Annotated in this window: 16 protein-coding genes; 13 read left to right on the top strand and 3 right to left on the bottom strand. The window is 43.6% G+C overall.

Going from position 1 to position 18,280, the window contains the following annotated elements; translation table 11 throughout:
- Positions 1 to 2: 2 nt before the first annotated feature.
- From ACDD58_RS04290 to ACDD58_RS04280, 3 genes are read right to left on the bottom strand one after another with little or no spacing between them, the layout of a single operon-like run.
- Positions 3 to 1,175: a hypothetical protein gene (locus ACDD58_RS04290; protein ID WP_119623800.1), complete on the bottom strand. Its 1,173-nt coding sequence runs from the start codon at positions 1,173 to 1,175 to the stop codon at positions 3 to 5.
- A 44-nt stretch (positions 1,176 to 1,219) separates the two neighbouring features.
- A complete protein-coding gene (locus ACDD58_RS04285) occupies positions 1,220 to 1,852 on the bottom strand; it encodes a hypothetical protein (protein ID WP_119623799.1) in 633 nt (210 codons plus the stop codon).
- A complete protein-coding gene (locus tag ACDD58_RS04280) occupies positions 1,845 to 2,972 on the bottom strand; it encodes a DUF6076 domain-containing protein (protein WP_186898962.1) in 1,128 nt (375 codons plus the stop codon). Before ACDD58_RS04280 ends, ACDD58_RS04285 begins: the two co-directional genes overlap by 8 nt.
- 222 nt (positions 2,973 to 3,194) lie before the next feature.
- Between ACDD58_RS04280 and ACDD58_RS04275 the strand changes: the two genes are divergently transcribed.
- The 13 genes from ACDD58_RS04275 (at position 3,195) to ACDD58_RS04215 (ending at position 18,182) form a co-directional block, all read left to right on the top strand.
- Positions 3,195 to 3,815 carry a CHC2 zinc finger domain-containing protein gene (locus ACDD58_RS04275; RefSeq protein WP_039996408.1) on the top strand — a complete coding sequence of 207 codons (621 nt, stop codon included), beginning with the start codon at positions 3,195 to 3,197 and terminating at the stop codon, positions 3,813 to 3,815.
- Entirely contained in the window at positions 3,790 to 5,181 is a 1,392-nt protein-coding gene (locus tag ACDD58_RS04270) for a phage/plasmid primase, P4 family (protein ID WP_186898961.1), read from the top strand. The genes ACDD58_RS04275 and ACDD58_RS04270 overlap by 26 nt, the downstream gene beginning before the upstream one ends.
- Positions 5,182 to 5,559: 378 nt before the next feature.
- Positions 5,560 to 6,849: a plasmid recombination protein gene (locus tag ACDD58_RS04265; protein ID WP_118209690.1), complete on the top strand. Its 1,290-nt coding sequence runs from the start codon at positions 5,560 to 5,562 to the stop codon at positions 6,847 to 6,849.
- Positions 6,850 to 6,864: 15 nt separating this feature from the next.
- Positions 6,865 to 7,050: a hypothetical protein gene (locus tag ACDD58_RS04260; RefSeq protein ID WP_117526568.1), complete on the top strand. Its 186-nt coding sequence runs from the start codon at positions 6,865 to 6,867 to the stop codon at positions 7,048 to 7,050.
- 89 nt (positions 7,051 to 7,139) lie between these two features.
- Positions 7,140 to 7,370 carry a DNA-binding transcriptional regulator gene (locus ACDD58_RS04255; RefSeq protein WP_015540908.1) on the top strand — a complete coding sequence of 77 codons (231 nt, stop codon included), beginning with the start codon at positions 7,140 to 7,142 and terminating at the stop codon, positions 7,368 to 7,370.
- Positions 7,351 to 9,018, top strand: coding sequence for a recombinase family protein (locus tag ACDD58_RS04250; protein WP_334294425.1), 1,668 nt, complete (start codon positions 7,351 to 7,353; stop codon positions 9,016 to 9,018). The genes ACDD58_RS04255 and ACDD58_RS04250 overlap by 20 nt, the downstream gene beginning before the upstream one ends.
- A gap of 308 nt (positions 9,019 to 9,326) precedes the next feature.
- Entirely contained in the window at positions 9,327 to 10,853 is a 1,527-nt protein-coding gene (locus ACDD58_RS04245; RefSeq protein WP_117921326.1) for a response regulator, read from the top strand.
- Positions 10,846 to 12,624, top strand: coding sequence for a sensor histidine kinase (locus tag ACDD58_RS04240; RefSeq protein ID WP_370776008.1), 1,779 nt, complete (start codon positions 10,846 to 10,848; stop codon positions 12,622 to 12,624). Before ACDD58_RS04245 ends, ACDD58_RS04240 begins: the two co-directional genes overlap by 8 nt.
- A complete protein-coding gene (locus tag ACDD58_RS04235) occupies positions 12,621 to 13,907 on the top strand; it encodes an ABC transporter substrate-binding protein (RefSeq protein ID WP_117921322.1) in 1,287 nt (428 codons plus the stop codon). The genes ACDD58_RS04240 and ACDD58_RS04235 overlap by 4 nt, the downstream gene beginning before the upstream one ends.
- 266 nt (positions 13,908 to 14,173) lie before the next feature.
- Positions 14,174 to 15,556 carry an ABC transporter substrate-binding protein gene (locus ACDD58_RS04230; RefSeq protein ID WP_055194409.1) on the top strand — a complete coding sequence of 461 codons (1,383 nt, stop codon included), beginning with the start codon at positions 14,174 to 14,176 and terminating at the stop codon, positions 15,554 to 15,556.
- 236 nt (positions 15,557 to 15,792) lie between these two features.
- Positions 15,793 to 16,680, top strand: coding sequence for a carbohydrate ABC transporter permease (locus tag ACDD58_RS04225; RefSeq protein ID WP_117921320.1), 888 nt, complete (start codon positions 15,793 to 15,795; stop codon positions 16,678 to 16,680).
- The gene (locus ACDD58_RS04220) at positions 16,677 to 17,489 is read left to right on the top strand and encodes a carbohydrate ABC transporter permease (protein ID WP_117921319.1); all 813 of its coding nucleotides are present in this window, start codon (positions 16,677 to 16,679) and stop codon (positions 17,487 to 17,489) included. The genes ACDD58_RS04225 and ACDD58_RS04220 overlap by 4 nt, the downstream gene beginning before the upstream one ends.
- A gap of 231 nt (positions 17,490 to 17,720) precedes the next feature.
- Positions 17,721 to 18,182: a GNAT family N-acetyltransferase gene (locus ACDD58_RS04215; RefSeq protein WP_370776004.1), complete on the top strand. Its 462-nt coding sequence runs from the start codon at positions 17,721 to 17,723 to the stop codon at positions 18,180 to 18,182.
- Positions 18,183 to 18,280 lie beyond the last annotated feature (98 nt).

Below are 18,280 nucleotides of genomic sequence, written 5' to 3'. Positions count from 1 at the left end.
CGTTATTCAAAGGCCACCATTATTTCCTTGGGTAATTTTTCGTTCTCACAGTTCAGAAGATAGGCGATTGCTCTGCTTGCAAATTTGTTTGTTTTCACTGTATCCCAATCGGCAAGCAAAATGACCTCTGCCTTGCCGTTCTCAAAATCTAATGATACTTCGCCCCATTCGCCGTCGCAGTCTGCCTGATATTCGTAGATTGCGGCGGCGATTTTCTTTTTTCGCTTGATCTTGGATTTCTGTTTTAGCCGGACTGCATGGATTGCGCCCTCGGCAACCAACAATTCCGTCAACTTGTCCACTGCTTTTCGGTAGGCTCGTTCTGCACCGCTGGCTGTACTGCCCTCAAACATAACCGCCAGTTCTTCAAAGGTGGGGCGGTCTTTCCATGAGCTGACACGCCCACAGGTCATGCAAATTGCTAACCGTTTTTCGAGCAAGGTCTGTTCCCGGTAATTCAGTTTCTCAAATGCCCGCTGCACCTTTTCTGCCTGTATGCCGTTCCAGAGGATATCGGTATAGTTCCAGCTATCGTCAAGGGCTACATCCTCGCCTGTTTCTTCGCCGTCCTCGTCTGTGACATAGAAAGGCTGCTGATTGCGGATTCCACGGACAACTTTCAGATATTCTTCCGCAAGGGCAAGATCGCAGTTGTATTTCTTGGAAAATTCGTTGACCGCATCCTTGGTATTGTGGTACAGCCAAGCCATTGACCGCACCATTTTGTAATTGGTCAGAGAGGACACCGACCATTTTTCTTCGCCCATGCGAAAACGGAGCATAGCATCCCGGATGAACGGGAAAATGTATGTAGCATACTCTGCACCCTTGGCAAGGTCATAGTCCATCAGCTTTTGGAGCATTTGCTCCCGGCAGGAGAGCTTTATATCTATAAATCGGTTTGTGTCGTACAGATCGCCGCCATCCACACCGAGAAAGTCTTTGATGCGCTTGTTAAGCTGCGGCTCGTAGTGGTGTAGGAAGAATGAGAAATATATCAAATTCTTTTCCTGCAAGGCAGACAGGATATATTCGTTCAGATTGCCCACCGCTGGAGGCTCCGGTTCCAGTTGGAAGATGCGCTCTGCCGCATAAGGAATGATGCCGTCACCGTGCGGATTGACAGCGTGTTTTGGTATGTATCCGGTCATGTCCCATGAAAAATCACTCAGCATAGCGCACCTCCTTTCGGTTCTTTCTCTATCAATATCGACAGTAATTATGCATCGAACTTTTTGTTAGTAGTATTATTTTCGTCGTCCATCATATCACTTAGCACGGCAAAAGCTTGGCTCAGCGGCACAGCCTTAGAAGTCCAGTTTTTCAAACTAAACAAGTTGGAAGATTCATCAAACACATCAAATTCGTCTGTCCCATCAGTGATTTTCTTCAAGTACAACATTTCTATCAAATACAAAGCTCCCAAGATATTTAGTACATTCTCCTGCTTTGCTTGCTTCAACTGCTCATAGCGGTTGTGCTTGACATCTGTAAATGCTCCCCACCATTGCAACGACTGTGCGGGCTGGGTAATATCCCAATTCATAAACGGTTGTATTTCGATATCGTATTCCTGTACACTGATTTTTTGATTTTTTATATCCGGTGTGTTGGTCAAAATATACTGTGCATAGTCTGCAACCGTTTTTCGATCCGTTGTATTGAAACTGCAAAACTCTTTGAATACAGTATCCAACTCTGCCCCTATGGCTTGAATTAAGAGGGCATATCCGTTAGAAAATGCATCAAAATTGTCCTCATGTAGTTCTACAAACTCTATTGATTCAACAAAACGCTTTTCGAGCATTAAGTAGTATTTCCAATGATTCTGACTAAGTTCTTTTCTATTCATGTTTGTCCCTTTCTTTGTATATTTTTGCACTTGCTTCCTTTTTCAAAGCCGCCTGGTCCATTTCTTTTTCATAAGCTCCCTTGGCATAGGCTACATTGCTCAATGCCCGGAGCATCTTATCTTTTGCCAGCTTTTTCATAACCTCTGCAAGATCAGCGTCCAGAGTACCACGCTTCACATAGCGGTTTATGGTGTTCAGCCGTTTCTCATAAATCTGTTTCACCGGATGATCGTCCGCAAGCTCCCGTTGTTCTCTGCCTTTCAGGTTGCCGATCTGCCGACAGGTGCGGTGCAGCTTGTCCCCCGGTGCATAGCCGCCACAGTATTTGGCGTGCCGTGCGTTGGTGGTCAGAAACCACTTGCCGCAGATTTTGCATTTCTTCGGTGCATGACCAACACACAGGCCCTCAAAGAGATCAGACCGGAACATCCCTACAAAGGATACATAGTGCATCCGCTTGACCAGCTTCGCAACTTTTTCGCCGGGACGGATGACGGATACATACTGAACGGAATTGTTCAGGGTAGACATCCAGGCATTGCCTTCCGTGATGGAAAACTCCGGCGGGAAATAGCTGCCGAACATTTTTGCAAAACCCTCTGCGGTGCGGTCTGCTTCGTTGCCGTCTGTTTTTTCTGCAAAATCAAGCATGGCCGTTTGGTATTCCCCAAGGGAGTATGCCAGATGCCCGAAAACTGCGGTATAGCGTTGGAGCATCATCGCATCGGTAAAGTTCTGGATTTCTTCAAATTGCAAAGAATTGGTTGCGGCTTTTATGGCAAACTCCACATATTTCAGCGCATTGTCCACAGTAAAGACTTTTTCAATCCGTTCTCTGTGCTTTGAGATATTCATATAGGAGAACGGCGGTGTTTGACTGAGAATATCGAGCATCGTCAGAGCAGCTTCCTTTGCAATAGGACAGAGTGCAGAAGCATCCTGTCCGGCGTTTAATATTCCAAGCAGCAGATTGATTTTCTCGCATTGCTCGTTTATTTTTGCAATGGTATTCACAGGAACATTCAGTGCATCACAGGCAAGTGTACCGACAGGAAATGTTTTGCTCTCATATATGACCGTATCCTGCCAGAAATCCAATGTCATCAATTCTTGATTCATGCTTGCCCTCCTGTCCTGTTTTTTCATTTTTCTAATTATATCATGTAAATGTGAAGAAATCTACGTCCTCAGATAAGTTGTCCTGTTTTTTGAAACAGGCTTGTCCTGTCATTAGCCTGTTTTTTGAAAAATCCGTCATAACCATAATAGAAGGAGCGAAGCACCTGCCAATCACGGCGGGTGCTTCGTGCTTTCCAGAATATTATGAACGGAGGGTTTTCTATGACAATCTATGAAACCATCAAGGCGGCAATCAGCGTCAAGCAAGCCGCCGAACACTACGGGCTGAAAGTGAGCCACAACGGCATGGCTTGCTGCCCGTTCCACAACGACAGGCATCCGAGCTTGAAGCTGAATGAGGACTATTTTTTCTGCTTCGGCTGCGGAGCCAAAGGGGATGTGATCGACCTTGTGGCAAGGCTGTTCAATCTGAGCAGTTATGAAGCAGCGCAAAAGCTGGCTTTGGACTTCGGGCTTGACCCGAAACCGCCCACTGCCGCAGCTATGGTCAAGCCGAAGCGTCCCTATATCCGTCAGTTCCGGGAGGATGAAATGCTGTGCTTCCGGGTGCTGACGGATTATTTGCATCTGTTGGAAGATTGGAAAGTGCGCTATGCTCCCAAGACACCGGAAGATGCTCTGGATGACCGTTTTGTGGAAGCCTGCCAGATGCACTGCCATATCGAATATATGGCAGATGTGCTGACGGTGGGTGATCTGGAAGAACGGGTGGCATTGGTGGACAAGCTGATGCAGGACGGCAAAATTGCTTTTCTGCAAGAGTATACCGCACGAAAGAAAAAGGAGGTGGCGCACCATGGCGAAGAACCGGAAAACGCCTGATATGAACTTGCCCATGTGGTTTGACGGGCAGAACATCAACGAAGCTCTGTTTTGTGAAGAATTTCTGCAAGAGCGCAGGATCATCTTCGCAAACGGAGCTTTTTTCACGCCCGATGGTCGAGTGACGGACGATCTTCCTCTGCGTGGGGAGATTTACGACAAGCTGAAATTCTGTGCCGTAAACAATATCCCCCGGAAGATCACCAACATTCTGGAAGTGCTGAAACTGGAAGCGCAAGTGCCGGACTTTCCACCGGAGCAGGATCGGATTCATTTGTCCAACGGTACGCTGCTATTGAACGGCACATTTACCGAGGGCAGACCGGCTATCGTGCGGAGCCGTTTGCCGGTTGCTTACAATCCCGATGCTACTGCGCCGGTGATCTGGCTGAACTTTCTGGATGGGTTGCTTTACGCCGAGGACATTCCAACTTTGCAGGAGTTTATCGGCTATTGCCTGATTCCCTCCAACAAGGGGCAGCGCATGATGGTGATTAAAGGCAACGGCGGCGAGGGTAAATCTCAAATCGGTGCGGTACTGTCTACCATCTTCGGCACGAATATGAAAGACGGCAGCATCGGCAAGATTTCTGAAAACCGCTTCGCCCGTGCCGATTTGGAACACATTCTCCTGTGCGTGGATGATGATATGCGGATGGAAGCTCTGCGCCAGACCAACTATGTAAAATCCATTGTCACCGCACAGGGCAAGATGGATTTGGAACGCAAAGGCAAGCAGAGTTATCAGGGTTGGATGTTCGCCCGATTGCTGGCATTCAGCAACGGTGATCTGCAAGCCTTGTATGACCGCAGTGACGGATTTTATCGCAGACAGCTTGTGCTGACCACCAAGGAAAAGCCAGTGGACAGAGCTGACGATCCCGACCTTGCGGAGAAGATGAAAGCCGAATCCGAGGGTATCTTCCTGTGGGCATTTGAAGGCTTACAGCGGCTTGTTGCCAACAACTTTAAGTTTACGGAGAGTGAGCGTATCCGGGAAAACCGGGAAGCGGTCAAGCGTGACAACAACAATATCTTTGATTTCATGGATTCCGAGGGATACATCCAGCGTAAAGCGGATGCGTCCATCAGTTCCAAGGATTTCTATGAAATCTACCGGATGTGGTGCGAAGAAAATTCCCTTGCACCGCTGAAAGCCCGCAGCTTCAGCGACGCCATGATTGCCAATGCCGGGAGATTCAATCTGGAACATTGCAACAATATCACCAACTCTGCCGGACGGCGGGTTTGGGGATTCATGGGAGTGGAAGCCATTGCACGACCTCATATAAATGGGTTTTACGGAGATTCGCCGTGTACGTACGTACCGGAGGACATTCCGAAGGAATGGCGGCAGGTCGAGTAAATCCCATTGCTGGTACGTATGTACGCAGCAAAAGAGCGTGAAACGCTCGTTATAGAAACAGCACACATCCTCTCGTTCGGGCTGTTTCTATGTCCACAGGCTTTTGAAAAAGTGTCTGTGGACATCGGCTGCAAGAGGAAGTTGACACAGAACAGCTTCATGCAGACGGGGCTGACCATGGGAAAAGGCGCAGACATTTTCGCCTTGGTCAGCAGAGGTCACCGCAGTGACCGCATTCCCCCTCGGGAGAGCCCTCGGAGAGCCCACGGCACTTTGCAGCCAGTATGGATGAAAGTGTCATAGTGGGTTATTACACTTTGAAAAAGTGCCTCTCCGTAGTTCTCCGCTGTCTGCAAATCTCAAAGAAAGGAAACGCCAATGGCAAGAAACGATGGAATAGACCGTACCGTAGCCAGAAATCAGGACTTGGGAAACCCGGCAGATGTGGCAAAGGTACAGGAACACAATGAGCGTGAAAAGGACAGCTACAGCAATCAGGACATCGTGCCGGAACGCACTTCTCTGAACGTCCATTTCAAAGCACCCACGGACGATTATGTAAAAATGTTTGAGCAGATGGAACAAGACGGCGTGATCTCCACCAGAGGTCTGAAACCGGATGCCGTCAAATACGGTGAGTTGGTATTTGATGTGAACTCCGCTTATTTCTACAACTACGGCGGCTATGAATTTGCGAAACAGTTTTATGCCGATGCCTATAAAGCCGCCGTGGAGATTGTGGGTGGTGAGCAGTATATCCTCTCCGCTGTGATGCACGCCGATGAGCGCAACCGGGCAATGTCCGAAGCTCTGGGCGAGGATGTGTACCACTACCACCTCCATGTGGTCTATATCCCGGTGGTGGAAAAGCAGATCCTTTGGTCGAAGCGATGCAAGGATGAAGCCCTCCGGGGAACCGTTAAGGAGGTCATCACACAGGTCAGCCGCAGCAAGAAATGGGAGTCCAAGCCGGTGCTTGGCGAGGACGGAAATCCCATGCTCAACGCAAAAGGGAAAAAGATTTTGAAGTCATCCTACAGTGTGTTGCAGGATGACTTTTTCAATTTCATGCGAAACGCCGGTTATACCGATGTGGAGCGTGGAGAGCGTGGCAGTACAGAGGAACATCTGACTGTGACCCAGTTCAAGGTGCAGGCAGAACAGCAGCGGCTGGAAGCTGTGACCGGGCAGGTGGCACAGGCAGAACAGAATTTGGAGGATGCCAAAGCTGCCACAGCAAAACAGAAAAAGAAACTGGAATCTTTGCAAAAGGAAACCAAGGCGGCAAAGACCATTGCGCTGACAGTGCAGGACATTGAAGTAATGGGCAAAAAAGCCACATTCGGAAACAATATCACGCTGACACCGGATGAATGCGACACACTCAAACGCCATGCGGTCAATGGCATTATCGTCAATGCTGACAACAAGCGTCTGAAAGAAAAACTGGCTTCCGCAGAAAAGACGGTTTCCATCTGGAAGCAGCGGTATGAAGCGGTAAACGAAAAATATATGGAACTCAAACAGAAAGCCCAACCCTTTCTGGATGCACTGGAAATCGCATCCGAAAGGGTTCGGGCTTTTCTTGATGTTGTCCTCAGCAGAGGAAAAAAAACGCAGGAGCACGAACACACTGCCCGGAAGCGTGGACAGGATATGGAACTTTGATGGAGGAATCGCCTATTGAAGAAATATTATGAGGAAGCGAAATATAATGCGGCATTTGACCGCTGTGTGGATGTTATGAGTCAGATGCTCCAAAAATATGGACATCAGGTTTTGGATAAATTGGAACAGGACGCTCCGCAGGAAGTGGAGTATTCCGAGGAAAGTAATCAAGCGCAGCTTCTGACGGATAAGGCTGCGTAAAATTTGCAATTTACACGTTGCGTATTCACTATGGCTATGCTATAATGATTACGCAACGTGTATTTTTTGCTTTTGTGGAGAAAAGACGGATGGATTGTAAAAACAGAATTATAAAGTTGCGGGAAAGCACAGGACTGAATCGGAAAGATTTTTGCAAGCTCGTCCATATTCCTTACCGGACTATGACTGAATGGGAATTGGACAACCGCCATGCACCGGATTATGTGCTGTGGCTTTTGGAGTATTATATCCGCAACGAGGGACTTATGGTAAAAGGAAGGAATGAGGGAGGTGGAGATTCTGAAAAAGAAACAACTTAAATGCTATCTTTATACAAGAGTGTCCACCTCGATGCAGGTTGACGGATACAGCTTGGATGCCCAGCGTGACAAGCTGCGGAAGTATGCGGCATACGAGGATATGATCGTTGCCGGGGAGTATTCTGACGAGGGCTTTTCTGGAAAGAACATTCAAGGGCGGCAGGAGTTTCAACGGATGCTGAATGACATCCAGGACGGCAAAGATGATGTTTCTTATGTGTTGGTCTTTAAGCTGTCCCGATTTGGCAGAAATGCAGCGGACGTTCTGAACTCTTTGCAACTCATGCAGGATTTCGGTGTCAATCTGATCTGCGTGGAGGATGGCATTGACAGCTCCAAGGATGCAGGAAAGCTGATGATCTCTGTGCTGTCTGCGGTGGCAGAGATTGAGCGAGAAAATATCCGCACACAGACAATGGCAGGACGTGAGCAAAAGGCTCGTGAGGGCAAATGGAACGGCGGTTTCGCTCCATATGGATACAAACTGGAAAATGGAAACCTTGTCATTGCAGAGGATGAAGTGGAAGTAATTCGTGTCATTTATGACCGCTACATTCACACTAATGAGGGTGTTGCAGGAGTTGCAAAATATCTGAACCGCAATGGTTATACTAAGAAACTAAGACAGAATAATACCATTCCGGGATTTTCAAGAGATTTTGTGAAAAATGTATTGTACAATCCTGTTTATATGGGAAAGATTGCTTACGGCAGACGAAGAACAGAAAAGAAACAGGGTACAAGAAACGAGATGCACGTGGTTGAGCAGTCGGAGTTCCCGGTTTATGAAGGACAACACGAAGCTATCATTTCCGAAGAGGATTGGTATCTGGCACAGGAAAAGCGCAAGATCAATTCCTTTAAGCGGGAAAAGGTTAACAATCCAGACCACGCACACATCCTGTCCGGTATCTTGAAATGCCCATGCTGCGGAAAGAGTATGTATGGCAATATCGCCAAGGCGCACAGCAAGGACAAGAAAACACGGTATTATTACTACTGCAAAAATACGGTTACACCGACAGGGCATGAGTGCAGTTTCCGTCTGAATATCGAGCAGACGGAAATCAACAAATTTGTGGCGAAGGTTATCTCCGCTATGGTCAACAATCCACGATTTGTAGAAGCAATTCAGGCGAAAATCGGAACAGCAGTTGATACAGAAGATATGGAAAAGCAGATTGCTGTCCTACAAGGGCGGCTAAAGCAAGCCTTTGGAACGAAAAGCCGCTTGGAGCGTCAGATGGATACCTTGGACCTCAATGATGCCCACTATGACAGAAAGATTTTGGACTTGCAGCGCCGCTATGATGAGCAGTATGATACCATAGAGGAAATCGAAGTTCAGATTGGCGAATTGCAAAGTCAGATCCGCAGCATCCAGCAGGAGAAGATTTCCGGAGACAATATCTATCGCTTGTTACTGGCATTTGATGAAGTCTACCATTCCGCAACGGAAGCGGAGCAGAAGGAGTTTATGAAGGCCTTTATCGAGCGAATTGAGATGTTCCCGGAGAAAAGGAAAGACGGAAGCTGGATAAAGAAGATCGTATTCAATTTTCCTGTGCCTGTTGATGGTGAGGAAGTGAAAGAACTTCCCTTGGAAACTGAAACAACTGTCGAGACGGTGTGTTTATTATCAAAATAGAATAAATTTGCACTATTTTAAGAATTTATATTATTTTGCTTTCTTTCTTTTCATTCCTTTTTCCCATGTGATTTAGATGGTATAATGTGCGTAAGCAATGAGCAGTGCCACATGAGAGTAAAATAAAAAATGGCTGCTTGCAGACACTTTTTTGTTTTATTCTCATGTGATAGGGTGGTGCTAGGTGCCGGTGGCACCTGTTTAGCACGGACCGAAGTGGAATGTAGATGCCCGTCAGTCCGGAAAATCTCTGATTTTCCGGATATGCACTGCGGAGTTTAATTAACACCACATGGGGAGAAGGATATATGATTCGGGTTTTGATCGTTGATGATGAATATATTATGCGGCAGGGATTAAAATATATGATCCACTGGGAGCAGGAAGGCTATGAAATTGTCGGGGAAGCGACCAATGGAAATGAAGCACTGCGGCTTACAGAAGAGTTAAAGCCGCATATTATCATCAGCGATATTGTGATGTCTGTGATGGATGGAGTTGCATTTACGGAGATGGTGCATAAGATTTATCCGGATATTGCCATCATTATTTTAAGCGGATATGATAAGTTTGAATATGTGAAAAAAACGCTGACAAATGGTGCCATAGATTATATTTTAAAACCGACATTGAATGAGGAAGAACTGTTAAACGTATTAGAGAAAGCAGCGCAGAAAATTCCGGGTTATAAAAGGAAAGAAAAGAGTGAAGGAATCAATTATGCTGCGGAGATGGAGCGTTATCTGATCGGGATGTCACAGGAATTAGATGAGGTGGCTTTCAGCCAGATTTTTCCATATTCCCATTTTCATATTTTCGGGATGCGGATCAAAAATGAGAATGAGATTCCACCGAATGTATCTGAACTCCTGTATCAGAAAATAAAAAAGGATGTCGCTGATTTTGAAGCTGCCAATGGAATGGTCATGATCCTGCAGGAAGAACTGGTCATTGTAGTAATGTGTGCGAAACCGGCAAATGATGCGCAGATGATCCGTTTTTTTGAACAGATGACAGCGGAGTTAGCGGTACTTTCTGAATATATTCTTGGAGTGTGCAGCAGGGCGTTTGATGGAATGAGACTAATCAGGCAGTATTATCAGCAGGATATTTTAGCATATGCAGATAAGGTATTTTATTATAAAGACCTTAAATTTATTCTGGCAGATGAAATGACGGAAAAAGAAAAGATACCTGCTGTAAAATTTGATTTTTTTAAGTATAATAAATTTTTATCCATGAAGGAGTATGGGGAAGCACTGCGTCTGCTTGAGGAATATAATACAAAGGCATTGCAGAGTGAAATTGATATTGCATCGCTGAAAAACCAGATTAAAAACATGGTCTATTATTTATTAGATCAGCTTGATCTGACAGAAGAACAGAAAGATGCAGAGCGGTATGAGTATTTCAGGGAGATTTCGATGGCGCATTACGAGCAGGATTATAAAGAAGTGATGCGTCAGATATTGGAAAAAATCACTGCACAGATCGGAGTTACACAGAAAACTGTAGATGACAGGATTCTAAGGATGTTAGCTTTTATTGAAAAAAATTATGAGCAGGATTTAAGACTTGAGGATATGGCAGAAGAGTTTAATTTTAATTATCATTATCTTTCGGCGTATTTTCATCAGCATATGAAGGAAGGGTTCAGTGATTATCTAAATGAGATCCGGACGGCTAAAGCATGTGAGCTACTGGAGAATACAGATCTGTCAATTGCCCAGATCAGCGAAAAGGTAGGATATTCGGAGCACAGCTATTTTTGCAGGGTATTTAAAAAAGTTACGGGAAAGACACCGTCAGTCTATCGAAGGAAGAATCATGGATAAGATAAAAAGCCGTTTTAATAGTTTTTCAGGAAAGATCACACTGATCGTAATGCTTGGGATCAGCCTGATCGCCGTTACCGTCAGTTTTGTAGTGCTTGTTATGTCGAGGCAGGTTTTTACAAAAAATTACGGGGATTCCCAGGAAAAGGTTTTTGAACAGATCGAAAAAGAATTTAATGATTTTCATGATCATATCCAGAATGTTTTTGATGCGATAGATTCAAGCTGGGCATTCCGGCTTTATTTTAATGAAACGTCGGAACTCGATAATACGCAGACATTTCAGAATGTTTATCAGATGGAGCAGGATTTAGAGAAGAGTAAATCTGCAGATATGGAGCGGCTGAACATTCTTGTTGTTGGATATAATGGTAAACATTATCTGTCGCGAACGGAAAATATCTGCGTTACAGATCAGGAAATCTTACAATCAGAACCGGCCAAAAAAGCATTAAGTGATCCGGATGTCATCCATTATACTTACACTGGTCAGGCTTATACGACCACATCGAGAAATGCTGATACACTGATCATTTCAAAAGCCCTGTATTATCATGAAAGCAGGGAAGTTTATGCGATTGCTTTTGTGACGCTTACGATGGAGGAGTTAAAGCAGTATTACAATTATTTTGTATCAGATACAACGTCCTTTTATCTTGTGGATGACCATGAAATCGTTCTATGCAGCGACAGACCGGGCATCACAGGGACGCATTTACAGGAAGAATGGTTTGAAAAAATTAAAAATGCGGATGAACTGCGTATGGAATTAAAGCAGGACAGTACCGTGTATACTTTGATGAAACGGATACTGCCATATCAGAAGTGTGCGATTTATGCGCTGATCGATAATGATGTGGCGTTGCAGGATCTTTATAATATGCCGTTTCTGATCGCAAGCTGCAGTGCAATAGGAATCTTTATTCTGATGGCATGTCTGTTTTATACGCATAAGACCATGCGGCCGTTAGCAAAGCTGATCGGAAAAATGTCTGCGATCCGGGAAGGGAATTTTTCAGAATATATGACAGTGGAGGGAACTACGGAAGTGCAGGAGTTAGCTTCCACCTATAATTATATGTTAGATGATCTGAAACATTATGTGGATGAACTGGTGCAGACGCAGAAAAAGCAGAGACAGGCGGAGATCAGTGCATTGCAGATGCAGATCAATCCGCATTATATTTATAATACGCTTGCAAGCATCAAATGGCTGGTATATCAGAATGATACAGCAAAAACGGTACGGACGATCGATGCGTTTATCAGTCTTTTGCGTAATACGATCAGTAACTCGGATGAATTTATTCCGGTGAGACAGGAAATGATCAATATCCAGAATTATATACTGATCAACCAGACGAGATATGGGGATAGTATACAGGTAGAATATTATGTTTCGAGAGTATGTGAGGAATATCTTCTGCCGAAAATGATCTTACAGCCTTTCATTGAAAATACATTTTTTCACGCGTATCCGGAAGGCAGATGCGGAATGATTCAGATCGTGATAAAACAGAAAGAGGAAAAATTAGAGATCCAGATCATTGATGATGGTGTCGGAATGACGAAGGAAAAAGTTTTAAAAATTATGAATGAACCAACCGGAAAAGAGCATTATTCCGGAATCGGAGTCCACAATGTGCAGGAGCGGTTAAAACTTTTATATGGAGACGACTATGGGATCAATATTTTCAGTGAAGAACAAAAGGGAACGACGGTGGTGATTGTTTTACCGGTGAGTTATAAGACGGGGACGGATGAAAAATGAAAAGAGCAGGATTTGGCATTATAATGGGCTTGATTTTAGCTATGTTATGTGGCTGCGGACAACGGCAGAGCGTGAGCGCAGAAAAGGAAACAGACAGGATCGTAATCTGGACATGGGATGATACTTTTAATGTAAAAGCTGCAAAACTTGCGGCGAAAGAGTATAAAAAAACACATAAAGATATTCAGATCATAGTAGAGACAAAAGAGAGAGAAGAAATCTTAGCAGATACCAAAAACCTGATCGCATCCAAGATGTATCAGGAACTCCCCGATGTGATCATGATCGAAGATTATGATATTCAGGATGTGCTTTCACAATACGAGGATGAGTTCGTAGATCTTACAGACAAAGTTGATTATGCCAGATATACAGATTATAAAAGTAAGCTCTGTTCCAAGGGAGACAGATTTTATGGAATCCCATTTGACAGCGGAACAGCAGCACTTTTTTACAGGCTCGATATTTTAGAGCAGGCGGGTTATACCGAAGCGGATATGCAGGATCTTACCTGGGAACGATACATAGAGATCGGAGAGGATGTCTATCAGAAGCTTGGAATCCCGATGCTGACATTAGATCCGACAGATTCGCCACTGCTTCGTATCATCATGCAGAGTGGCGGTCACTGGTATGTGGATGAAAACAATCATGCAGATATTGAGGATAATGAGTATTTAAAAGAAGGACTTCACACATATCAGCAATTACTAAAAAGAAATGTCGGTGTGAGCGTCAATGGCTGGAATGAATTTATTTCCGCTTTTCAGAATGGAAGCGTTGCAAGTGTGATCAGTGGAGGCTGGATCGTTTCAAGCATAAAAAGTGTGGAGGAACAAAGCGGTCTCTGGAGAGTTGTGCCAATCCCGGTGTATGATGGAGAGATAAAGACGGTGGCGGCATCAAATGTCGGTGGAAGTGCATGGTATGTGTTGAAAAATGCAAAAAATCCGGATGCAGCAGTGGATTTCTTAGTAGAGATGTTTGAAAAAGACTCTGACTTTATGAATGAGCTGATCGGAGAAATTGGTCTGCTTCCAGCGGTAAAAGACATGTCAGGGTACGAAAATTATCTTGCAAAAGATGAGTTTTTCGGAGGTCAGCAGGTTACAAAGATTTTGACAGATCTGTCTGGGAATATTATAACTGTGAATTATGGAAGTAAAACATATGAGATAGAGGCGATCGTGGAAGATGAGTTTAATAATTCCCTGACGCAGGATGATCTGTCAGATTGTCTTTCGAATATACAGGTAAAAGCAGCAGCGGTGGTTCGTGAATGAACCGCCGTTTTTTGTTATGTAATTGGAAAATTTGTTGAAATTCCCAATTACATAACAAAACCTCCGGGCAGGATGTTTCAAAAAACAAATTAATGCAAATTTCTAAAAATAGTCCTACTGAATCAAATTACATCCCAAAATATGAAAAATTAAGGTAAAGATAGTCCTAAAGAAAATGGCTCTTATGATGGTATGATTTACCTGTAACAAAGATAAGCAGCCAGAAAGAAAAGCTTATCAAAATGTTTAATATGGAGGGTTACAGGATGAAAAAGAAAGTAATGACTATGGTATTAGCAGCGTCTATGCTGCTTGGAATGGCAGGATGCGGAAGTTCATCTGCAAATGACAGTGCAGCAGCAAATGGAAACACAGCAGGAGGGGATCAGGCTGTGGCAGGAACAGAGAAAAATGATGCGTCAGGTAATGCAGAAGGTGGTTCACAAGAGGGAACACTTACTGTCTGGTGCTGGGATTCATTTAACGTAGATGCAATGAAGGAAGCCGGAAAACTGTATCAGAAAGATCATCCGGATGTAAATATTAATGTGGTCGAGACAGTATCTTCCGATATCCAGACACTGGTTCAAACCTATGCAATGAGCGGTGAGCTGGATGCGCTTCCTGATATTTTCTTAATGGATGATCAGGTGTTTGCAAAATATCTTCAGAATTACCCGGATGTGTTTGCAGATCTGACAGACTCCGGAATTGCGTTTGCTGACTTTGCAGAAGCAAAAGTTGCCAATTCCGTAAAGGATGGAAAAAATTATGGTGTTCCATATGACAGCAATACGGTCATTGCCTGCTACAGAACAGATTACTTAGATCAGGCAGGATATACGATCGATGATCTGACAGATATTACATGGGACAGATTCATTGAGATCGGAAAAGATGTGCTCGATAAGACAGGAATGCCAATGCTTACCAATGTGCAGGGCGAGCCTGATTTATTAAATATGATCTTACAGTCTGCAGGAATTTCTGTATTTGATGAAGAAGGAAAGATTTCTCTTGTCAATAATGATGGATTAAAAGAAGCCATGAATGTATATATGGATCTGATCAATGCAGGTATTTTGCAGGAACAGACAGACTGGTCCGGTTATCAGGGTTCTATCAACAATGGTACTGTAGTTGGAACAATCAATGGTTCCTGGATCTGTGCAACGATCACGTCCACAGATCAGGCAGAACAGGAAGGAAACTGGGCTGTTACAAATATGCCAAAATTAAATGATTATCCGGGTGCAACAAATTACTCTGCACAGGGTGGTTCTACATGGGCAATTTCTTCCTCCAGCAAAAATTATGATCTGGCAGTAGATTTCTTTAAAACAACATGGGCAGGAAGCACCGAATTTTACGATAACATTCTTTCACAGTTAGGTGCGATCGCAACCTATCTTCCGGCAGCAGACAGTGATGCTTACAATCAGGTTTCTGATTACTTTGGCGGAGAGGCAATTTACTCTAAGATCGTATCTTACGGAAGCAATATTCCTACAATCAACAAAGGTATTTACTGGTCTGAGGAAAAAGAAGCTCTTGGAACAGCTTTGACAAACGTATTGAATGGTTCAAGTGATCTTGACAGTGCGATCGAAGAGGCACAGGCAACGATCGAGTTTAACATTGGTCAGTAAAAAAGTATAGATCAATCCTCCCTGTATTTATACTTTTTGAAAAATAATAAACTGCGCGCCTGGCGGGCAAAAGGGAAAGCTGCCAAAAAAGGATATCTTATGTGGCAGCTTTCTCTGTCAAAACAAATAGTTCAGGAATGGGGATCAGTGTGAAAAATATATTTTTCACACGCAAGATTTGTGCTGACGCACAAACTTGAGATGCGCTGAAGAGCAGCGCAGAAATGGGGAATAATATGAAAGCGAAAAAAAGAGTCAGTTTATATAAAAAACAAAGTGTTACAGGATGGGCTTTCCTGCTGCCGGCGACATTGCTGATATTTGCAATGAATTTTTATCCAATGATCCAGGCGTTTATTCTGTCATTTAAAACAGGAATTGGCAATAATCAGATATGGGGCGGTCTTAGCAATTATGCGCGATTGTTAAAAGACGGCGTGTTCCGTACTGCAATTACAAACAATTTCTTTTATCTGATTATTCAGGTGCCGGTAATGCTGATCCTTGCAATTTTTCTGGCATGTCTTTTAAATAAAAAGGATCTGCGGGGAAAAGGAATTTACCGGACAATGATTTTCTTACCATGCTGTACAGCACTGGTATCTTATTCGATCATTTTTAAAACATTATTTGCCTATGATGGTTATATCAACACGGTTTTACTGAAATTAGGGCTGATCGGCGAGCGCATCAACTGGCTTGGCGATGTCCATACAGCAAAAGTAATCATTATTCTTGCACTGATCTGGCGCTGGACGGGATACAATATGGTATTTTATTTAGCCGGTCTGCAGAATATCGATGATTCATTATATGAAGCGGCGAAAATTGACGGAGCAAGTCCATTTGCAATTTTCAGAAAGATTACGATTCCGCTTCTTCGACCAACGATTTTACTTACAACAATTATGTCGATCAATGGTACATTACAGTTATTTGATGAGTCTGTCAATTTAACAGGCGGCGGTCCTGCAAACTCAACACTGACAATGTCCCATTACATATATAAAGCAAGTTTTGAATATAATCCACAATTCGGATACGCAGCGGCAATGTCGTATGTGATCTTTATTATGGTAGCAATATTATCCTTTGTTCAGATGAAAGTAGGTGACAAGCGATGAAAGGAAAATTTAAAAATGCAGGCACACATATCATATTGATCATAGCTTCGTTTATATCCGTATTTCCACTTTACTGGATGATCGCGGCTGCAACAAACAACAGTACAGACGTTCTTGGTGGAAAACTGAGTCTTGGAACAAATTTTATCCAGAACCTGATGAAACTGACTGAAATGCAGAATGTATCAAGAGCGTTTTGTAATTCACTGTTTTATTCAACGATCCTTAGTGTATTATCTTTATTTATCTGCTCGATCGCAGGATATGGATTTGAGATTTATCACGATAAAGCAAAAGATACACTGATGAATATTTTACTTCTTGCGATGATGGTTCCGTTTGCAGCAACTTTAATCCCGTTATTTAAGCTGTTTTCCGGTATGGGCTTATCAAGTACCTGGATCGCATATGTCCTGCCGACGATTTCCACGCCGTTTTTGATCATGTTGTTCCGGCAGAGTGCGAGATCATTTCCGATGGAAATCATTGAGGCGGCAAGAATTGATGGCTTAAGTGAATTTAAAATCTTCCTTACCATTTTTATGCCGACTATGAAATCCACCTATGCTGCAGCACTTACCGTAACTTTCATGAATGCATGGAACAATTACCTTTGGCCGAAAGTTATCATGATGTCAGATACATCACAGACGATGCCGATGTTAGTGGCAAATCTTTCCGTGGGTTACAGTATTGACTACGGCGTACTGATGCTTGGTGTGCTGATCTGTTCTTTGCCGACTGGAATTTTGTTCCTTGTGCTGCAGAAGAGTTTTGCAAATGGAATCGTGGGTGCGGTGAAAGGTTGATATTATTGCATAGTGATAAAAAAGGATTCTGCTTAGGCGGGATTCTTTTTTTGATTCATAGGAAATTACGTCCTATGAATCAAAAAACTCCGGGCGGGATGCGCATCTCGTGGAAAAGAAGTTAGCTGTAAACAGCACCACGTCATTCACAAAAGATTTGAAAATAATAGGAGAAAGGTTTAGAATCGTTAATAGAAATGATAAAATCAGATAACAATGACAGGAGCAGCTATGAATTTTACATACAAAACAGCCATGCCAGAAGATATAGATATTTTAGTCACAACAAGGATTGAAGTTTTAAGAGCAGCAAATAAGTTAGATGATGATGTGGATATGACAGAAGTTGCAGTACAGTCGGGAGCCTATTATGAAAAAGCATTGAAAGACGGCAGCCATACTGCAATACTGGTATATGACAAAGAAAAGATCATTGGCGCAGGCGGTATCAGTTATTTTGAGGTTATGCCGACCTATCACAATCCGACCGGAAAGAAGGCATATATTATGAACATGTATACAAATCCGGCGTACCGGCGAATGGGAATCGCATATCACACACTGTCGTTGTTGGTGGAGGATGCAAAGAACAAAGGAATTGATGCGATTTCTTTGGAGGCAACCGAGATGGGACGCCCGATGTATGAAAAGTTCGGATTTGCCGGGATGAAAGACGAGATGGAACTGAAGTGAGGATGGCACATAATAGGGGTAAAGGTTGTGTTTAGGATTTGTTTATAAAATGTGCTTTTTGTATTTAGATAGAAACGTTATTATGAAATAAAACTTTT

Origin of the sequence: Roseburia sp. (assembly GCF_041325975.1) — a bacterium.
Lineage (GTDB): Bacteria > Bacillota > Clostridia > Lachnospirales > Lachnospiraceae > Roseburia > Roseburia rectibacter.
The sequence above is the reverse complement of the archived record's forward strand: the minus strand, read 5'-3'. Positions and strand labels throughout refer to the sequence as shown.